Origin of the sequence: Actinokineospora sp., from assembly GCF_050699995.1 — a bacterium.
In the GTDB taxonomy this organism is placed as follows: domain Bacteria; phylum Actinomycetota; class Actinomycetes; order Mycobacteriales; family Pseudonocardiaceae; genus Actinokineospora.
The window spans coordinates 1-17,165 of sequence record NZ_JBOHGC010000588.1 but is presented as its reverse complement, the minus strand read 5'-3'; the positions used below and the strand labels follow the sequence as shown (position 1 = coordinate 17,165).

The 17,165-nt window shown below is 69.6% G+C and carries 16 protein-coding genes, 1 tRNA gene and 1 other RNA gene; 14 read left to right on the top strand and 4 right to left on the bottom strand.

From position 1 onward, the window contains the following. The first annotated feature begins 222 nt into the window (after window positions 1-222). From ACRDSQ_RS28660 to ACRDSQ_RS28650, 3 genes are all read left to right on the top strand, one after another. Window positions 223-1,650, top strand: coding sequence for an aminopeptidase P family protein (locus tag ACRDSQ_RS28660; RefSeq protein WP_431425319.1), 1,428 nt, complete (start codon window positions 223-225; stop codon window positions 1,648-1,650). Between the two features lie 36 nt (window positions 1,651-1,686). Continuing rightward, window positions 1,687-1,842, top strand: coding sequence for a hypothetical protein (locus ACRDSQ_RS28655; protein ID WP_431425318.1), 156 nt, complete (start codon window positions 1,687-1,689; stop codon window positions 1,840-1,842). Window positions 1,843-1,914: 72 nt separating this feature from the next. Further along, window positions 1,915-3,087: a DUF2786 domain-containing protein gene (locus tag ACRDSQ_RS28650; protein ID WP_431425317.1), complete on the top strand. Its 1,173-nt coding sequence runs from the start codon at window positions 1,915-1,917 to the stop codon at window positions 3,085-3,087. 54 nt (window positions 3,088-3,141) lie between these two features. Here ACRDSQ_RS28650 and ACRDSQ_RS28645 read toward each other — a convergent pair whose 3' ends face one another. Beyond that, window positions 3,142-3,696: a LysM peptidoglycan-binding domain-containing protein gene (locus ACRDSQ_RS28645; RefSeq protein WP_431425316.1), complete on the bottom strand. Its 555-nt coding sequence runs from the start codon at window positions 3,694-3,696 to the stop codon at window positions 3,142-3,144. A gap of 310 nt (window positions 3,697-4,006) precedes the next feature. On the opposite strand from ACRDSQ_RS28645, the gene ACRDSQ_RS28640 reads away from it, so the two are divergent. Beyond that, window positions 4,007-4,093 (top strand) — tRNA-Ser (locus ACRDSQ_RS28640). A 93-nt stretch (window positions 4,094-4,186) separates the two neighbouring features. Beyond that, window positions 4,187-4,281, top strand: an RNA gene (gene ffs, locus ACRDSQ_RS28635) — signal recognition particle sRNA small type. A gap of 11 nt (window positions 4,282-4,292) precedes the next feature. Here ffs and ACRDSQ_RS28630 read toward each other — a convergent pair. Then, entirely contained in the window at window positions 4,293-5,285 is a 993-nt protein-coding gene (locus tag ACRDSQ_RS28630; RefSeq protein ID WP_431425315.1) for an LLM class flavin-dependent oxidoreductase, read from the bottom strand. Window positions 5,286-5,362: 77 nt separating this feature from the next. Between ACRDSQ_RS28630 and ACRDSQ_RS28625 the strand changes: the two genes are divergently transcribed. Further along, a complete protein-coding gene (locus ACRDSQ_RS28625; RefSeq protein WP_431425313.1) occupies window positions 5,363-7,447 on the top strand; it encodes a DNA polymerase III subunit gamma and tau in 2,085 nt (694 codons plus the stop codon). 108 nt (window positions 7,448-7,555) lie between these two features. Here ACRDSQ_RS28625 and ACRDSQ_RS28620 read toward each other — a convergent pair whose 3' ends face one another. Beyond that, window positions 7,556-8,446: a hypothetical protein gene (locus ACRDSQ_RS28620; RefSeq protein ID WP_431425312.1), complete on the bottom strand. Its 891-nt coding sequence runs from the start codon at window positions 8,444-8,446 to the stop codon at window positions 7,556-7,558. Window positions 8,447-8,480: 34 nt separating this feature from the next. Beyond that, complete coding sequence (locus tag ACRDSQ_RS28615; protein ID WP_431425311.1) at window positions 8,481-9,377, bottom strand: N-acetylmuramoyl-L-alanine amidase; 897 nt, start codon at window positions 9,375-9,377, stop codon at window positions 8,481-8,483. Between the two features lie 117 nt (window positions 9,378-9,494). Here ACRDSQ_RS28615 and ACRDSQ_RS28610 point away from each other — a divergent pair, with 117 nt between their 5' ends. The 8 genes from ACRDSQ_RS28610 to ACRDSQ_RS28575 form a co-directional block, all read left to right on the top strand. Beyond that, window positions 9,495-9,806, top strand: coding sequence for a YbaB/EbfC family nucleoid-associated protein (locus ACRDSQ_RS28610; RefSeq protein WP_431425320.1), 312 nt, complete (start codon window positions 9,495-9,497; stop codon window positions 9,804-9,806). Window positions 9,807-9,813: 7 nt separating this feature from the next. Next, window positions 9,814-10,410, top strand: a complete 597-nt coding sequence (gene recR, locus ACRDSQ_RS28605; protein WP_091380237.1) for a recombination mediator RecR — start codon at window positions 9,814-9,816, stop codon at window positions 10,408-10,410. Continuing rightward, the gene (locus tag ACRDSQ_RS28600) at window positions 10,407-10,952 is read left to right on the top strand and encodes a uridine kinase family protein (protein WP_431425309.1); all 546 of its coding nucleotides are present in this window, start codon (window positions 10,407-10,409) and stop codon (window positions 10,950-10,952) included. Before recR ends, ACRDSQ_RS28600 begins: the two co-directional genes overlap by 4 nt. Before the next feature lie 302 nt (window positions 10,953-11,254). Next, window positions 11,255-12,259, top strand: coding sequence for an ABC transporter permease (locus ACRDSQ_RS28595; RefSeq protein WP_431425307.1), 1,005 nt, complete (start codon window positions 11,255-11,257; stop codon window positions 12,257-12,259). Between the two features lie 54 nt (window positions 12,260-12,313). Then, complete coding sequence (locus ACRDSQ_RS28590) at window positions 12,314-14,077, top strand: ABC transporter substrate-binding protein (RefSeq protein ID WP_431425305.1); 1,764 nt, start codon at window positions 12,314-12,316, stop codon at window positions 14,075-14,077. An 83-nt stretch (window positions 14,078-14,160) separates the two neighbouring features. Then, window positions 14,161-15,186, top strand: a complete 1,026-nt coding sequence (locus ACRDSQ_RS28585; RefSeq protein ID WP_431425304.1) for an ABC transporter permease — start codon at window positions 14,161-14,163, stop codon at window positions 15,184-15,186. Next, window positions 15,183-16,268, top strand: coding sequence for an ABC transporter ATP-binding protein (locus ACRDSQ_RS28580; RefSeq protein WP_431425302.1), 1,086 nt, complete (start codon window positions 15,183-15,185; stop codon window positions 16,266-16,268). Before ACRDSQ_RS28585 ends, ACRDSQ_RS28580 begins: the two co-directional genes overlap by 4 nt. Window positions 16,269-16,288: 20 nt before the next feature. Beyond that, window positions 16,289-17,165 (top strand): ABC transporter ATP-binding protein (locus ACRDSQ_RS28575; RefSeq protein WP_431425300.1); only part of this gene is annotated, 877 nt, incomplete at its 3' end.

Sequence of the window (17,165 nt, the reverse complement as noted above, 5' to 3'; positions counted from 1 at the left end):
CGGTCAGTCCGTTCGTGAACCGGCCGGACTACGACATCGTGCACATCAACGCCGAGTTCGCAGACCAGGCCAGCGACCACGACCCGCAGGTCGTGCGGTTCCACCCGACCAGCATCCCCTGGCCGAGCAACTAGCGGTTCGACCACAGCGGGCCCGCGTCACGGTGACGCGGGCCCGCTGTGCTTTGGTGGTCTTAAAGCGACAAGCAGAGAAGTTGAGCAGATGAGCGACCGCCCGGCTCGGCGTGATCCGTCGAAGTTGGTGGAAGCCGCAGGTTTCCGTGACTACGTCCGTGACGACTGGGGTCCGGCCGACCGCCGGGTCCGCGTGGTTCCCGGCGCGGCGGAGGCCACCGCCGCCCACCGTGCGCGGCTGTCCGCCGCCTTCCCCGGCAAACGCATCGCCGTGGGCGCGGGTCGCGCGCCCGTGCGATCCAACGACACGGACTACGAGTTCCGCGCCGACAGTGACTTCGCCTGGCTCACCGGCTGCTACGCCGAAGGCGCCGTGCTCGTCATGCATCCGGTCGGCGACGGCCACGACGCCGTCCTGCACCTGCGTGAACCCGCGGGACCGGCCGAGGCGGACTTCTTCGCCAACGCCCGCGACGGCGAGCTGTGGATCGGTGCCGCCCCCGGCCTCGCCGAGTGGGCCGAGGCGCTCGGAATCGCCTGCCGCCCGCTGGAGGAGTTGCCGAAGGTCCTGCGCGGGCAGCTGCCCGAGGTGCTGGCCGCGAAGGGTGTGGAGCCGCTGCTCGACGCGCTCGTCGGCGCGCACAGCTCCGAACTGCGCACCACCCTCGCCGAGCTGCGCCGGATCAAGGACGACTGGGAGATCGGGCAGCTCCAGGCGGCCGTCGACGCGACCGTGCTCGGCTTCGCCGACGTCGCCCGCGAACTCCCCGAAGCCGTGCGCGGCGGCGGTGAGCGCTGGCTGCAGGGCACCTTCGACCGGCGCGCCCGCACCCTGGGCAACGGTCCTGGCTACGCCTCGATCGTGGCCGCGGGCGAGCACGCGCCGGTGCTGCACTGGACCCGCTGCGACGGTCCGGTCGCCGAGGACGGCGTGCTGCTGCTCGACGCGGGCGTCGAGATGGGCACCCTCTACACCGCCGACGTCACCCGGACGTTCCCCGTGTCCGGCGAATTCAGCGACGCGCAGGCGCGGGTTTACGACTTGGTCTACGAAGCGCACCTCGCCGCGATGGCGGAGGTTCGCCCGGGTCGCGAATACAAGGCGTTCCACGACGCGGCCATGCGGGTGCTCGCCGAGGGCCTGCATGACTGGGGCCTGCTGCCGGGGTCGGTCGACAAGTCGCTCGACCCGCAAGGGCAGCACCACCGGCGCTACATCGTCTGCGGGGTCGGGCACATGCTCGGTCTTGACGTGCACGATTGCGCGCGCGCGAGCGCCGAGTCGTACCACGAAGGTGTGCTCGAACCGGGCATGGCGCTGACCGTCGAGCCCGGCCTGTACTTCCACCCGAACGACCTCACCGTGCCACCGGAGCTGCGTGGAATCGGCGTGCGGATCGAAGACGACCTGGTCGTCACCGCCACCGGAAACCAGGTCATCTCCGACGCGCTGCCCATCACCCGTCACGGGATTTCCGAGTGGGTCCGGGCCCGCGCAGGTAGCCTCGGCTCCTAAGTGGAGTACACAGTCAGGGGAGCGAAGGAGGGCGTCGTGTCGAACACAGACCACGACACTCGCACGGAGAACGAGGTCAAGGCCGGTAAGCACGCCGCCCCGGATGGGGCCGAGCGGCATCCGCTGATCGATCTGTCCAGGGACCCGAACCCGGGTCGGGCCGATCACGCCGCGCCGGACGACGAAGCCTGATCTACCAGGCGAAACGCAGGTCATCCCACGGGATGGCCTGCGTTTGTCGTACCGGGGGTGCACGATGGCCCCATGCGAACACATGATCGAGAGACGCGGGGGTCGGTCGCGGTGCTCGCGGCCCGGCTGACCGAGGCCGCCGCGGTGCGGTCGCGGGGCGCACCCCGCGCCGCCTCGGCTTATGTCCGCGACGTGGCCGCGAACGGGCCGGAGCAGGCGGGCGCCGCCGCCGCGTCCGCCCTGGAGCACACGGTCGAGCTGCTCTGGCGGCGCGGCTGGCTGCCCGCCGATGTCGTGGCGGCGACACCGCGTGGTCTCTCGTCACTGCTCGTCGACACCGTCGCCGCCCAGACCGCGCGATACCGGCAGCTGCACCCGCGCTGGCGTCAGCAGCTCACGGAGATCGGGGCGGAGATCTGGTGGACCGGCGTCCACCTGCCGCAGTGGTCCCGCAGCAAACGCTTGCCGCTGGTCGACGCCCTGACCAAGGTGGTCGACTTGATCGCGGCGCTGATGGTGCTGCCACAGCTGCCCCACCTGGTCCCGGAGCCAGGCGAGCCCTTCGTCCGCGAGACCACGCCCTCGGGGGTGGACGCCCGGGTGCTGATCAAGGTCCGGGGGCTGCTCGCGAAGGCCGAGTCGACGGCGTTCCCCGAGGAAGCGGAGGCGCTCTCGGCCAAGGCGCAGGAGCTGATGGCCCGCTACGCCTTCGAGCAGGCCGTGGTCGAGGGCATCGACGACCGCCCGCAGGACGCCGCGGCCCACCGCTTATGGCTCGACGCCCCCTACCAGGGTCCGAAGGCACAGCTGGTCGATGTGGTCGCCGGGGCCAACCGGTGCCGCGCGGTGTTCTATCCGAAGCTCGGGTGCGTGGTGCTGGTCGGCCACGAGACCGACGTGGAGATCGTCACCATGCTCACCCGGTCGCTGCAGGTCCAGGCCGAACACGCGCTGGCGGGCTCGCCGTCACGCGGGCGTGCCTACCGCCACTCGTTCCTGGTCGCCTACGCGCACCGCATCCGCGAGCGGCTCGCGGCCGCGGGCGCGCAGGCCGCCTCCGGCGACACCAGGCTCGTCCCGGTCCTCGCCCGCCGCGACGCGGCGGTCACGGCCAGATTCGAGGCGATGTTCCCCGGGGTTCGCGTCCGGCGGTCGTCGGTCAGCAGCGCCGCGGGCTGGGGTGCGGGCCTGCTGGCCGCCGACCGCGCCGACCTGCAGCCGGGCCGACGGCGGATCGCGGGCTGAACAAAGCGGAAAGACCCGCCGAGTGTCTCGACGGGCCTCTCCGGGACACCTGGATCAGGCGGGGATGGTGAGCACCTGGCCCGGGTGGATCAGGTCCGGGTTGGCGATGCCGCTCGCCTGGGCGATCTTCATGTACTGGTTCGCGTCGCCGTAGAAGCGCTTCGAGATGGCGGACAGCGTGTCGCCGGACACGACCGTGTAGGTCTGGTGCGACGGCGCGGCCGGGGCGGCGGGCGCGGCCTCCGGCACCGGAGCGGGCTCCGGTGCCGGGGTGGCCTCGGCGGTGCCCGAGGACCACAGGTTGCTGCCGCCGTTGCCCATGGTCAGGCCGCGGTCGTTGCCGAGCAGCAGGCGGGCGCCGCTGTTGCCACTGGTCTCAGTGGACCAGACAGCCTCGCCGCTTTCCTTGTACAGCACGAAGTTACCGTCGGCCTGCATGTCCGCGCGGTTCGCGCCGGAGCCGTCGGTCTCGGTCGACCACACGGCGGTGCCGCCGGTCGAGAGCACCAGGTTGCCGTCGCTCTGCATGGAGAGTGTGTGCTTGCCATCGGCCGAGGAAAGCTGCTGGCCCGCAGCCAGGCTCGATCCCGATTCGAGTGCGTCCGCCACTTGATGTCCTTATCGTTCGAGGCCAGAGAAAGCGGCTCCCAGAGGCCGCGCGGCTGAGGCTATGGCGGGCCCACCCAGCCCGCCTGTCGGACGATTTCGGACGGTTGACCCGGACGGGTGCACTTTTCGGTGTGCCCCAACGGGTCTGGCGTGATGTTCACCGGTTGGTCGCGCGAGAGTTTCACCCAGCCGAGGGGTTTCCGGTGAACATCCGATGCCGGCTCGCGCGGCCAGGCGGGTGGCGGAACTTTCACCGCACGACCTCCCGTTTTGGGTGGCCAAACCCCACTGCGGTACCCTCTTGCGCGTTGGAGGATTCGCATAGTGGCCTAGTGCGCACGATTGGAAATCGTGTTGGGTGTAAAAGCCCTCAGGGGTTCAAATCCCCTATCCTCCGCACCGCGAGAGCCGGTCACCAGTGGTGGCCGGCTCTTCGCTTTGGTCGGACAGGGTCTTCGGCGTGCTGCCGTGGCGGCCCGGTACACTCGTCCATGGACCCCGTGCGGTGTTCATCTCGCGAACCTCCCCAGGGCCGGAAGGCAGCAAGGATAAGCGGGCTCTGGCAGGTGCACGGGGTCCCCTTTTGCCCAGGGGTCCTATTCGCGCCCCTTGGCCACCATCTCGTAGCTGCGCACCCGGTCGGCGTGGTCGTACACGTTCGTGGTGATCATCAGCTCGTCGGCCTGGGTCGCCTCGAGCAGGTCGGCGATCCCCTTCCGGACGGTGTCCGGGCCGCCGATGATCTGTGAGTCCAGCCGGTCGTCGATCAACAGCCGGTCCATGTCCGTGTACGGGTAGGCCGCGGCTTCCGCCTGGGTCGGCATCCGGCCCGGCTTGCCCTTGCGCAGCTGGAGGAACTGCAGCGCGCCCGGTTGGGCCAGCTCACGGGCTGTCTCATCGTCATCGGCGCAGATCACCGACGCCGCCACCATCGCGTACGGCTTGTCCAGCGTCGCCGACGGCTGGAACCGCTCGCGGTAGAGGGCCAGCGCGGGCAGGGTGTTCTCCGAACTGAAGTGATGGGCGAAGGCGAACGGCAGGCCGAGCAGTCCGGCGACCTGCGCGCTGTAGCCGCTGGACCCGAGCAGCCAGATCGCCGGCTGGTTGCCCAGCGCGGGCACGGCCGTGATGCCGTTGGAGTCCCGGCCGGTGAAGTAGTTGGACAGCTCGGCGAGCTGCTCGGGGAAGTCGGCCGCCGAGAGCGGGCCGGTCGAGCGGCGCAGCGCCCGCGCGGTCACCTGGTCGGTGCCGGGCGCGCGGCCGATGCCCAGGTCGACCCGGCCGGGGTGCAGCGCCTCCAACATCCCGAACTGCTCGGCGACCACGAGCGGCGGGTGATTGGGCAACATCACACCGCCCGACCCGATCCGCAGCGTCGACGTGGCCATCGCGATGTGCGCGAGCAGCACGGCGGGCGCGGAGCTGGCGATGCCCGGCATGTTGTGGTGCTCGGCCACCCAGTACCGGTGGTAGCCGAGGCGCTCGGTGCGCTGAGCGAGGTCGAGGCTGTTGCGGAGGGCGGCGGTCTCGGTGGAGTCGCCGGCGACGGGCGCCAAGTCGAGCACGGAGAGGGGGACGTCGGTGGGCACGTCAGGTCGCAACGCCGGGGAGCTGCCGGTGCTTCCCGGACGCGGCCATGTCGGTCGGGCCAGGTAGGGTCGGGCCCGTGGCGCTTGCCCTTTATCGGAAGTACCGACCGGCGACCTTTGCCGAGGTCGTCGGCCAGGAACACGTCACCGACCCCCTTCGTGTCGCGCTGTCGGCAGGGCGGGTCAACCACGCCTACCTCTTCTCCGGCCCGCGTGGCTGCGGGAAGACGTCCAGCGCGCGCATCCTCGCCCGGTCGCTGAACTGTGAGCAGGGCCCGACGGATGAGCCCTGCGGCACCTGCGACTCGTGTGTCGGCCTCGCGCCGAACGGGCCGGGCACCGTCGATGTCGTCGAGCTCGACGCGGCCAGCCACGGCGGTGTCGACGACGCCCGCGAGCTGCGTGACCGCGCGTTCTACGCCCCGGCCCAGTCGCGCTACCGCGTCTTCATCGTCGATGAGGCGCACATGGTCACCACTCAGGGCTTCAACGCGCTCCTCAAGATCGTCGAGGAGCCGCCGGAGCACCTGGTCTTCATTTTCGCCACGACCGAGCCGGACAAGGTCCTCGCGACCATCCGCTCCCGCACCCACCACTATCCGTTCCGGCTGATCCCGCCCGGCGCGATGCGTGAGCTGCTGGAACGCAACTGCGCCGCCGAGGGCGCCACCGTCGAACCGGCCGTGTTCCCGCTGGTCATCCGCGCGGGCGGCGGCTCGGCGCGCGACACCCAGTCGGTGCTCGACCAGCTGCTCGCGGGCGCGGGCCCCGAAGGCGTCACCTACGAGCGCGCGGTAGCCCTGCTCGGCGTCACCGACGTGGCCCTGATCGACGACATGGTCGACGGCCTCAGCGCGGGCGACGCCGCCGCCGCCTACGGCACGGTCGACCGGTTGGTCGAAGCGGGCCACGACCCCCGGCGTTTCGCGTCCGACCTGCTCGACCGACTGCGCGACCTGGTGCTGCTGCGGGCCGTGCCGGACGCGGGTACCCGCGGGCTGGTCAGCGCACCCGCCGACGAGATCGACCGGATGGTCGGCCAGGCCGAGCGCATCGGCCCCGGCACCCTGACGCGCTACGCCGAGATCGTCCACACAGGACTCATCGACATGCGCGGCGCCACGGCGCCTCGGCTGCTGCTGGAACTGCTGTGCGCGCGGATGCTGCTTCCCGGCGCGGTGTCGGCGGACGCGGCCGCGGACTCCGCGGTGCTGCAACGGTTGGAGCAGATGGAAAGGCGCGTCACGGCGGGTGGCGCCGCGCCCGCTGCCGCCGCGCCCGCCGCAGATGCCCCGTCCCGGCCGGTGATCACTCGCCCCTCGCAGCGCCAGGCAGAACAGCCCGCACCCACCCGAACCGTCGCGACCCCGGTCGCCGCACCCAGCCGAACCACCGCGAGCCCAGCCGCCGCGAGTCCGGCCGCGCCCGAAGCAGGCGCACCGCATGCTCATGCAGGCACCCCGGCGGCCGCCACCGACCTGAGCGCTCCGGCAAATGCGCCCGCCCGGCCGCCCGCCGCCGCGGCGGGCGCACCCGCTTCGGACTGGCCGACGCCGAGCACCCCCGCGAACGGGGCCGCTCCGCAGAGCGCGCCCGCCGCGCCCACCCCGTCGGCGCCGGGGGCCTTGGACGCCACCGCCATCCGCCGCGTGTGGTCCGAACTGCTCGGCGCGGTGCGCAAAGCCAGCCGCAGCACCGAAGCCATGCTCACCAACGCGACTGTGCAGTCCGTCGAGGGCACCACGGTCGTCATCGCGCACACCGCCGCTCCCTTGGCGCGCAGGCTCGGCGAACCGCGCAACGTCGAGGCGATCGCGCAGGCGCTCAACGCCGTCCTCGGTGGCAGCTGGCAGGTCCGGTGTGTCCACGCGGAGCCGGGCAGTACCCCGACAAGCGCGGCCCCGGCCCGCCCGCCGACGCAGGCGCCGCAGCGCACATACGAGCCGCCCAGCCGGGTGATCAACAACCGCCCGCCCGCCGAGGACGCGCCGCCTCCGCCGCCGGAGCCGGACCTCCCGCCGGAGCCGGAAGACGAAGAAGAGCTGATGGCGCAGGCCGCCCACGCCCCGGAACCCGGCGCGGAAGGCTCCCGGCAGGACCCGGAAGAGGCCATGCTCAGGCTGCTCGCCGAGAAACTCGGCGCCAAACCGCTGAAGTCGTGAACGTGCGCCCTCCCATCGGGCACCCCGGCACCGTCATCGGCTTCACCTCAGTGAGAACCGCCATCGTCGACCAAATCGGTACACCCCCAACCAACTAACCCGGAGGGGTCAAGGGGTGATGGGGCGGATGCGGGCGGAGTCGGCGGCGACGAGGGCGGCGTCGCCGGATTCCGTTGTCACGGCGACCGTGCGGGATGAGGGGGACCAGACGACACCGTCCGGGCGCACCGGGGTGGGCAGGTCGGCGGAGCGGAGAAATCGGCCGTTCTCGGTCTGGTGGAACGAGATCCGCGGGCCATCCACCACCGCGATGCGCCTGCCGTCCGGGGCCAGCCTGGCCTGGGAGCCTGCGGGCAGCGACGGGACCAGCGGCTCCCACTCCTCCGCGCCGACCTTGTACCGCACGATCCGCGCCTCTTCGCCCTGGTAGTCCGTGGCGACCAGGCGCGTCGAGTCGGGGAGCCAGCGCAGGTTCCGCCTGCCCGCACCGGCGGGTTCGGGGGAGATGAGCCGGACGTGGTCGTCCTCGGTGACCGGCATCGTGTCGACCAGCAACAGCTTGCGGGGCAGCCGAATCGCGATGTAGCGGCTGTTCGGGCTGACCGCGGCCTCCTCGACGGCGCCGCCGCGGTCGTAGACGGCCTGTTCCTCGCCGACCAGCACGTTGCGGATGACCACGGTGAACAGCAGCCGGTGCCGCCGGTTGGCCCGGTAGACGATGCGGCCGGGGAGCACGCCGAGCAGTTCGGTGTCGTAGTCGGTCGAGCCGAGCAGCGGGGCGATGTCCCCGCCGACTCGCAGCAGCGACAGCCGCGCCGGTTTCCCGTGCTCCACAACGATTTTGCGGTCGCCAGGGAGGTACTTCGCGGCGCGCAGGTCGGTCACCGTCGCCAGATTCCGGCGCACGCCTTTGGCATCAATCTCGACCAGGCGTGCCTGGTCGCCTTCGGTCACCGAGATCAGCAACCGTTCGCGCTCGTCGACATCGAGCACCCGCATCCCCGACATGATCTCCACCCTGTCACAACACAGGTCATCCAAGGAATCCGAGGATCCCGTTGGCAATCCCTTCGGCGTAACGCTGCCTGCCCGCCGGGCTCGACAGCGTCGCGGCCTCGGCGGCGTCACGCATGTTGCCGCACTCGACCAGCACGGTCGGCCGCTCGGTCAGGTTCAGCCCGGCGAGGTCGTCGCGGGCGGACAGTCCTTCCTTGCCCGCGTAGTTCGACGTCGGGAAACCCGCGGCCACCAGCTTGTCGCGCACCGCCTTGGCCAGCCGCAGCGACGGCTCGCCCTGCGCGGCGTTGAGCGGCGGCGACGAGTACGCCAGGTGGAAGCCGTGGGCTCCGGCCGCGGTCGAGCCGTCGGCGTGCAGCGACACCACGGCCGCCGCGCCCGACTCGTTGCCGATGGCGGCGCGCCGGTCGACGCAGGGTCCGACGCCCGCGTTGTCGGCCCTGGTCATGATGACTCTGACCCCGCGCGCGGTGAGGATCTCGCGCAGCCGGACCGCGAGGTCCCAGGCGAAGGCGTGCTCCGGGTAGCCGGTCTGGGTGGCCGTCCCGGTGGTGTTGCACGGCTTGGTCCGCCCGCGCCCGGCCGGGACCTGCCGGTTGATCTCGGCGGTGTGTGTTGCGTTGCCGCCGTTGTGGCCGGGGTCGATCACCACGACACGCCCGGTCGCGGGCACCGCTTTCGTCGTGGTCGGCGCCGGGGCCGCGCTCGACGAGGTCGTCGGCGTGGTGGTCACGGGCCCGTCCGACGTGGCCGACGCCGTGGGGGGCACCGTCGAAGGCGTGGTCGACGGGGAGGTCGAGGTCGTGGCCCCGAGCGTCTGGCCGACCGGCTTGGCCTGCGGGCCGCCGCAGGCGGACATCGCCGCGGCGAGGGCGCAGGCGGCGGCGAGCGCGGCCGTGTGTCGTCTCAGCACCGCGCCCACGATGCCACAGGTGGGTGCCCTCTAAGCTGGTGGCGACACCGACGTAGACCGTCGGGTCGTTCCCGGACGAGAGGGGCCGCGGTGTTTCCCGGTGGCGGTGCGCCCGACATGCAGGCGATCATGCAGCAGGCACAGAAGATGCAGGAACAGCTGCTCAACGCGCAGCAGGAGCTTGCCGAAGCCGAGGTCCAGGGCTCCGCGGGCGGCGGCCTGGTCACCGCGACGGTGTCCGGCGCGGGCGAGCTGAAGGCGCTGGAGATCGACCCGAAGGTGGTCGACCCGGACGACACCGAGACGCTGGCCGACCTGATCGTCGCCGCCGTGCGCGACGCGGGCGCCCAGGCGCAGAAGCTGGCGGAGACCAAGATGGGCCCACTCGCGGGCGGACTGGGCGGCGGGCTCGGCCTGCCGGGTATGTGAGCGCACTATGTACGAGGGCCCGGTCCAGGATCTGATCGACGAGCTCGGCAGGCTGCCGGGGGTCGGGCCCAAGAGCGCGCAGCGCATCGCCTTCCACCTGCTCGGCGCCGAACCCGCCGACGTCACCCGGCTGCAGGAGGTCCTGCAGAAGGTGAAGGAGGGCGTCGTGTTCTGCGACGTCTGCGGCAACGTCTCGGCTGAGACGACGTGCCGAATCTGTTCCGACGCCCGCCGCGACCCGTCGGCGGTGTGTGTGGTCGAGGAGCCCAAGGACGTCCTCGCCATCGAGCGGACCCGTGAGTTCAAGGGCCGCTACCACGTCCTCGGCGGCGCTCTCGACCCGTTGTCCGGCGTCGGCCCGGAGCAGCTGCGCATCCGCCAGCTGCTCACCCGGATCGGGTCGGAGGAGATCACCGAGGTGATCCTGGCGATGGACCCGAACACCGAGGGCGAAGCGACCGCCACCTATCTCATCCGGATGCTGCGCGACTTCCCCGGCTTGACCGTCACCCGGTTGGCGTCGGGGCTGCCGATGGGCGGCGACCTGGAGTTCGCCGATGAGCTGACCCTGGGTCGCGCGATGTCCGGCCGCCGCACGGTGTGAGCCTCGCAGGCGACATCCTGGCCGCGCCCGCCCGTCTGGGCGCTGTCCGGCTGGTCGCCGTGGACGGTCCGACGGGTGCGGGCAAGTCCACCCTCGCGGCCCGGCTGGCCGACGACCTGCGAACACGCAGCGTGGCCACGGCCGTGGTGCCGACCGACCACTTCGCCACCTGGGACGACCCGGTCGCGTGGTGGCCCCGGCTCGTCGAAGGTGTGCTGAATCCGCTTGAAAACGGTGTTCCCGGCGCCTACCAGCGCACTGAATGGCCTGGTGGGGCGCCCTCTCCGGGGGCGTGGATCACCGTCGGTGTGCCTGAGGTGCTCATCGTCGAAGGTGTGTCCTCCGGCAGGCGCTCCGCGCACCCCCGGCTCTCCCGGTTGATCTGGGTCGAGTTCGGCGATTTCGCGACCCGCCTGCAGCGCTCGGTGGCCCGTGACGGCGAGTCGAGTCGCGCTGAACTGGTGCGCTGGCAGGCTTTCGAGTCCGGGTGGTTCACCGTCGACGACACACGGGCGCGCGCTTGCGTGCGTGTCCGTTCCTGACCATTTGACGCAGTCGGGTGTCCGCTGAACGGACGAACGATCTAGAAACCTCACGCATCGTAGGCAATCCGTTGCGTAACGGTGATTCTCCGTATACCAGTTGGCCGGATCGTGACCTGCCGTAGCTGAGGGATGTAGTTATGAGCGGCTATGGTCGGCGACCACACGGTGAGATCCCGTGCACAGTTTTGAGCTGAATACGAGGAGTGCGTGATGGCTTACCAGCGATCCGCGCGACTTGGCCGACAGGCGTACACGCCTCGGCTCGTCGCGCAGTCGCCTCGGCACGGGCGGTTCGTCGGATGACGCCGCCGCTCGAAGTGACCGAGTCGACCGCTGCGGCGCCGCCGGAGGTCACCCTCACCGGGATGAGCAAGAAGGCGATCCAGGGCCGGTCGCTGAGCCAGATCGCGTGGCTGCGCCTCAAGCGCGACAAGGTCGCCATCGCGGGCGCGGGCGTGATCATCCTGTTGATCATCGCCGCTGTCGCCGCGCTGGTCTTGGACCGCTTCTTCAACGTGATCGGTCCCAACGAGTTCCACCAGGACCTGATCGACACCGAGGGCGGCACGCTCGCCCCCAAGGGCGCCTTCGGCGGGATGAGCCTGGACCACCCGCTCGGCATCGAGCCGGTCAACGGCCGTGACCTGCTGGCCCGCATCTTCGCGGGCTCCTGGATCTCGCTGCTGATCGCGTTCCTCGCCACCGTGCTGTCGGTCTTGATCGGCACCGTGATGGGCGTGATCGCCGGGTTCTTCGGCGGCTGGGTCGACACCATCATCAGCCGCGCGATGGACGTCTTCCTGGCGTTCCCGCTGCTGGTCTTCGCGATGGCGCTGGTCGGCGTCATGCCGGACACGATCTTCGGCCTCGGCTCGGAGACGGTCCGCATCGGCATGCTGACCTTCATCATCGGGTTCTTCAACTGGCCCTACATCGGGCGCATCGTCCGCGGTCAGACCCTGTCGCTGCGCGAACGCGAGTTCGTCGACGCGGCCCGGAGCCTCGGCGCGCGCGGCCCGTACATCCTGTTCCGGGAACTGCTGCCCAACCTGGTCGCCCCGATCCTCGTGTACGCCACGCTGCTGATCCCGACCAACATCCTCTTCGAATCGGCACTGTCCTTCCTCGGGGTCGGCATCAACGCGCCGACCGCGACCTGGGGCGGCATGCTTTCGGAGGCATCGCGCTACTACACGATGCCGCACTTCATGCTCTGGCCCGGTCTGGCGATCTTCGTGACCGTGCTGGCCTTCAACCTGTTCGGAGACGGGCTGCGTGACGCCCTCGATCCGCGGGCTCGATAGGTGATTGGTTCCGGTAATCCCATTGCTCCGGGAAAGAAAGGGTGCAACCGCAAGATGAACAACAAGCGCTTGGTTACCGCGGTGGCCGCGGGCGCGGTTGTCGTCATGGGCCTCTCGGCCTGTGGTGGCAACGGCACCGATGGCAAGAATGGCGGCGGCGGTGGCACCAAAACCCCCGCCTTCAATGCGGCGTTGACGGAAACGTTCAACCCTTCGGACAAGAAGGGGGGGATCGTCAAGATCGCCAACGCGGGCACGTGGGACTCCCTGGACCCGGGTGAGACCTACTATGGCTACTCCTGGAACTTCCTGCGGCTCTACGGCCGTTCGCTGCTGATGTTCAAGCCCGCCCCCGGCGGCGCGAGCAACGAGCTGGTCCCGGACCTCGCCGAGAGCCTGGGCACGCCCAGCGAAGGCGGCAAGACCTGGACCTACAAGCTGCGTGAGGGCATCAAGTACGAGGACGGCACCCCCGTCACCTCGAAGGATGTCAAGCACGCGGTGCTGCGGTCGACGGACAAGGAGACCTTCCCCAACGGTCCCGCGTACTTCGAGGGCTACCTCAACCTGCCCGAGGGCTACAAGGGCCCGTACAAGACCAAGGACATGGACACCAATTCGGCGATCGAGACGCCGGATGACCGCACCATCGTCTTCCACTTGAAGCAGGCCTTCGGTGGCTTCGACTACTTCGCGCACCTGCCGCAGACCGTTCCGGTCCCCGAGGCCAAGGACACCGGCGCGAAGTACCGCGAGCACGTGATCTCCACGGGCCCGTACAAGTTCGACAAGAACGAGATCGACAAGCAGTTCAACCTCGTTCGCAACGCGGAGTGGAAGCCGGAGTCCGACCCGAACCGCAAGGCGCTGCCGGACGGCTACGAGGTCACGATGAACGTCAACGCCGACGACATCGACAACCGGGTCATCTCGGGCGACATCCACATCGACATCACGGGCACGGGCGTGCAGCCCGCGTCCCTGAGCCGCGTCCTCAGCGACCCGGCGATCAAGGCGAACGCGGACAACCCGACGATCGCGCGTCTCTGGTACACCTCGGTCAACCCGACCGTCGCTCCGCTGGACAACAAGGAATGCCGCAAGGCCGTCCTGTACGCCGTGGACCGCACCGGTTACCAGACCGCGTACGGCGGCTCGTTCTCCGGTGGCGAAATCGCGAGCACGCTGATGCCGTCGCAGATCCCCGGCGCCGAGAAGTTCGACCTCTACCCGGCGGGTCCGGACAACAAGGGTGACGTGGCCAAGGCCAAGGAGGCCCTGACGGCCTGCGGTCAGCCGAACGGCTTCGAGACCAACATCGCCTACCGCTCCGAGCGGCCGAAGGAGAAGGCCGCCGCGGAGTCCATGCAGCAGGCGCTGGCCCGGGTCGGCATCAAGCTGACGCTGCGCCCGTTCCCGCAGGGTGACTACTTCTCGCAGTTCGCGGGCAACCCGCCGTACGTCGTGGCCAACAAGCTCGGCCTCGCGCTCAACGGTTGGGGCGCCGACTGGAACGACGGCTTCGGCTTCCTGTCGCAGATCGTCGACAGCCGCGTGATCCGTGAGACCGGTGGTTCGTCCAACACCTCCGTGCGCATCCCCGAGGTCGACAAGATGCTCGACGAGGCCATCGGCGAGACCGACACGGCCAAGCGCGAGAAGATGTGGGGCGCGATCGACAAGCGCGTCATGGAGGAAGCGGTCATCCTCCCGGGTGTCCACAGCAAGAGCTTGATCCTGCGTGGCAAGGGACTGACCAACGTGTTCGTCTCCGACGCCTACGGCATGTACGACTACCTCGCCATGGGTCTCGAATAACCACCACGTCCCCTCGGTAAATCCACGATAGGCAGGTGAAGGCAGCAGGTGGCAGGTCTGGGTGACCCCCGGGCCTGCCACCGGTGCCGGCCACGGTGATCACATACATCCTCCGGCGGCTCTTCGCAGCGGTCGTTCTCCTCTTCATCGTGAGCGCGGTGACGTTCTCGATCTTCTTCGTCATGCCCAGGCTCGTCGGCGGCACACCGGAGACCCTGGCCACCCGCTACGTGGGCCGGGCCGCGACCGCCGAAACCGTCAAGATCACCGCGGAGAAGCTCGGCTTCTACGACCCGGTGGTCGTGCAGTACGGCAACTGGGTCAAGGGCGTCGTCGTCGGCGCCGACTTCGACTACGGCGCCGGTGTGGAGCACTGCCCCGCGCCGTGCCTCGGTTATTCCTTCCGCACCAAGCAACCGGTCTGGCCGGAGCTGCTCGACCGGGCGCCGGTGACAATGTCGCTGGCCGTGGGCGCGGCGACGCTGTGGCTGGTCGGCGGGGTCGCGGTGGGCACGCTCTCCGCGCTGCGCCGCGGCACCTTCTTCGACCGCGCGGCCATGGGCGTCGCCCTGGCCGGTGTGTCGCTCCCCATCTTCTTCACCGGGCTGATCTCGCTGTCGTTCTTCAGTTATTCACTGGGCTGGGCAGCACCAGGAGGCGCGTACACACCGTTCCTGGAGAATCCGGGGGAGTGGGCTTACAACCTGCTCCTGCCCTGGATCACGCTCGCGTTCCTGTTCTCCGCCCAGTACGCGCGCCAGACTCGCGCGGGCATGCTCGACACGATGAATGAGGACTTCATCCGCACCGCGCGGGCGAAAGGTCTGCCCGAACGCACCGTGGTGGTCAAACACGGACTGCGCGGCGCGCTCACCCCGATCCTCACGATCTTCGGTCTCGACGTCGGTCTGCTGCTCGGCGGCGCCGTCCTGACCGAGAGTGCGTTCTCGCTGCAGGGCCTGGGCAAGTACGCCATCGAGGGCATCACCAACTACGACCTGCCCAAGGTCATGGGTGTCACGATGTTGGCGGCGTTCTTCATCGTGGTCGCCAGCCTGGTCGTGGACCTCCTTTACGCCGTCGTCGACCCGAGGGTGCGCACCAAGTGACCGAGTTTTCCGAAGACAGCCTCGATGGCGGCGCCGTGATCCGGCCTGAGCCGTCGACGAACCCGGACGCGTTCCTCGAGGTGCGCGGCCTGCGGGTGCACTTCCCCACCGACGACGGTGTCGTCAAGTCGGTCGACGACCTGTCGTTCAGCGTCGCGCGCGGCAAGACACTGGGGATCGTGGGCGAGTCCGGTTCCGGCAAGAGCGTGACCAGCCTGTCGGTCATGGGTCTGCACAAGGCGGGCACGGCCAACATCACCGGTGAGATCCTGCTCGACGGCGAGAATCTCGTCGGCATGAGCGCTGAGAAGGTGCGCGCGCTGCGGGGCAGGCGGATGGCGATGATCTTCCAGGATCCGCTGTCGGCGATGCACCCTTATTACACGGTGGGCAACCAGATCATCGAGGCCTACCGGGTGCACAACAAGGTCACCAAGGCGGTGGCCCGCAAGCACGCGATCGACATGCTCGACCGGGTCGGCATCCCCAACCCGAAGGGCCGGGTCGACGACTACCCGCACCAGTTCTCCGGCGGCATGCGGCAGCGCGCCATGATCGCGATGGCGCTGTCGTGCGACCCGGAGCTGCTGATCGCCGACGAGCCGACGACCGCCCTGGACGTGACGGTGCAGGCGCAGATCCTCGACCTGATCCGGGATCTGCAGCAGGAGTTCAACTCAGCGGTCGTCATCATCACCCACGACCTCGGCGTGGTCGCCGAGTTGGCCGACGACATCATGGTGATGTACGCGGGCCGGGCCGTGGAGTACAGCACCGCCGAGGAGATCTTCAACTCGCCGCAGCACCCGTACACCTGGGGTCTGCTCGGTTCGATGCCTCGGCTCGACCGGGACCGCACCGAGCGGCTGCAGCCGATCCCGGGCACCCCGCCGAGTTTGATCAACGTGCCCGACGGCTGCCCGTTCAACCCGCGCTGCGCCTACGCCAACCTCAACGGCGATCTCAGCATGACCGAGCGGCCCGAGTTCCGTGACATCGGCGGCGACCACCACATCGCCTGCCACCTTTCCGCCGAGAACCGGGTCCGCATCTGGGACACCGAGATCAGGCCGAAGCTGTGAGTATCGAAAACGGGGACGCCGTGAGCGCACAGACCGAAACCCAGCCCGCCGAGGCGAAGCGGACCGGCGAGGCGCTGCTGTCCGTCGACGGACTGACGAAGCACTTCCCGATCCGCAAGGGCCTGCTTCAGCGCCAGGTCGGCGCCGTGCAGGCGGTCGACGGACTGACTTTCGACGTGAAGAAGGGCGAGACGCTCTCGCTGGTCGGCGAGTCCGGCTGCGGCAAGACGACGACCGGCAGGCTGCTGACCAGGCTGCTGGAGCCGACCGCGGGCAAGATCGTCTTCGACGGCAGGGACATCTCGCACCTGTCAGTAGGCAAGATGCGCCCGCTGCGCCGCGACATCCAGATGATCTTCCAGGACCCGTACTCGTCGCTGAACCCGCGGCACACGGTCGGCACGATCGTCGGGGCGCCGTTCAAGCTGCAGAACGTCAAGACCGAACACGGCACCAAGCGGGCCGTGCAGGACTTGTTGGCACTGGTGGGTTTGAGCCCGGAGCACTACAACCGGTACCCGCACGAGTTCTCCGGCGGCCAGCGCCAGCGCATCGGCGTCGCTCGCGCCCTGGCCCTGGAGCCCGACCTGCTGGTGCTCGACGAACCGGTGTCGGCCCTCGACGTGTCGATCCAGGCTCAGATCCTCAACCTGCTGCGCGAGCTGCAGCGCGAGCTCGGGATCACCCTGGTGTTCATCGCCCACGACCTCTCTGTGGTGCGTCACATCTCCGACCGCGTCGCCGTGATGTACCTGGGCAAGATCGTCGAGGAGGGCGACCGCAAGGCGATCTACGAGAAGCCCGGCCACCCCTACACCCAGGCGCTGCTGTCGGCGATCCCGCTGCCCGACCCGCGTCGCGAAAAGGCCCGCGCGCGCATCCTCCTCACCGGTGACG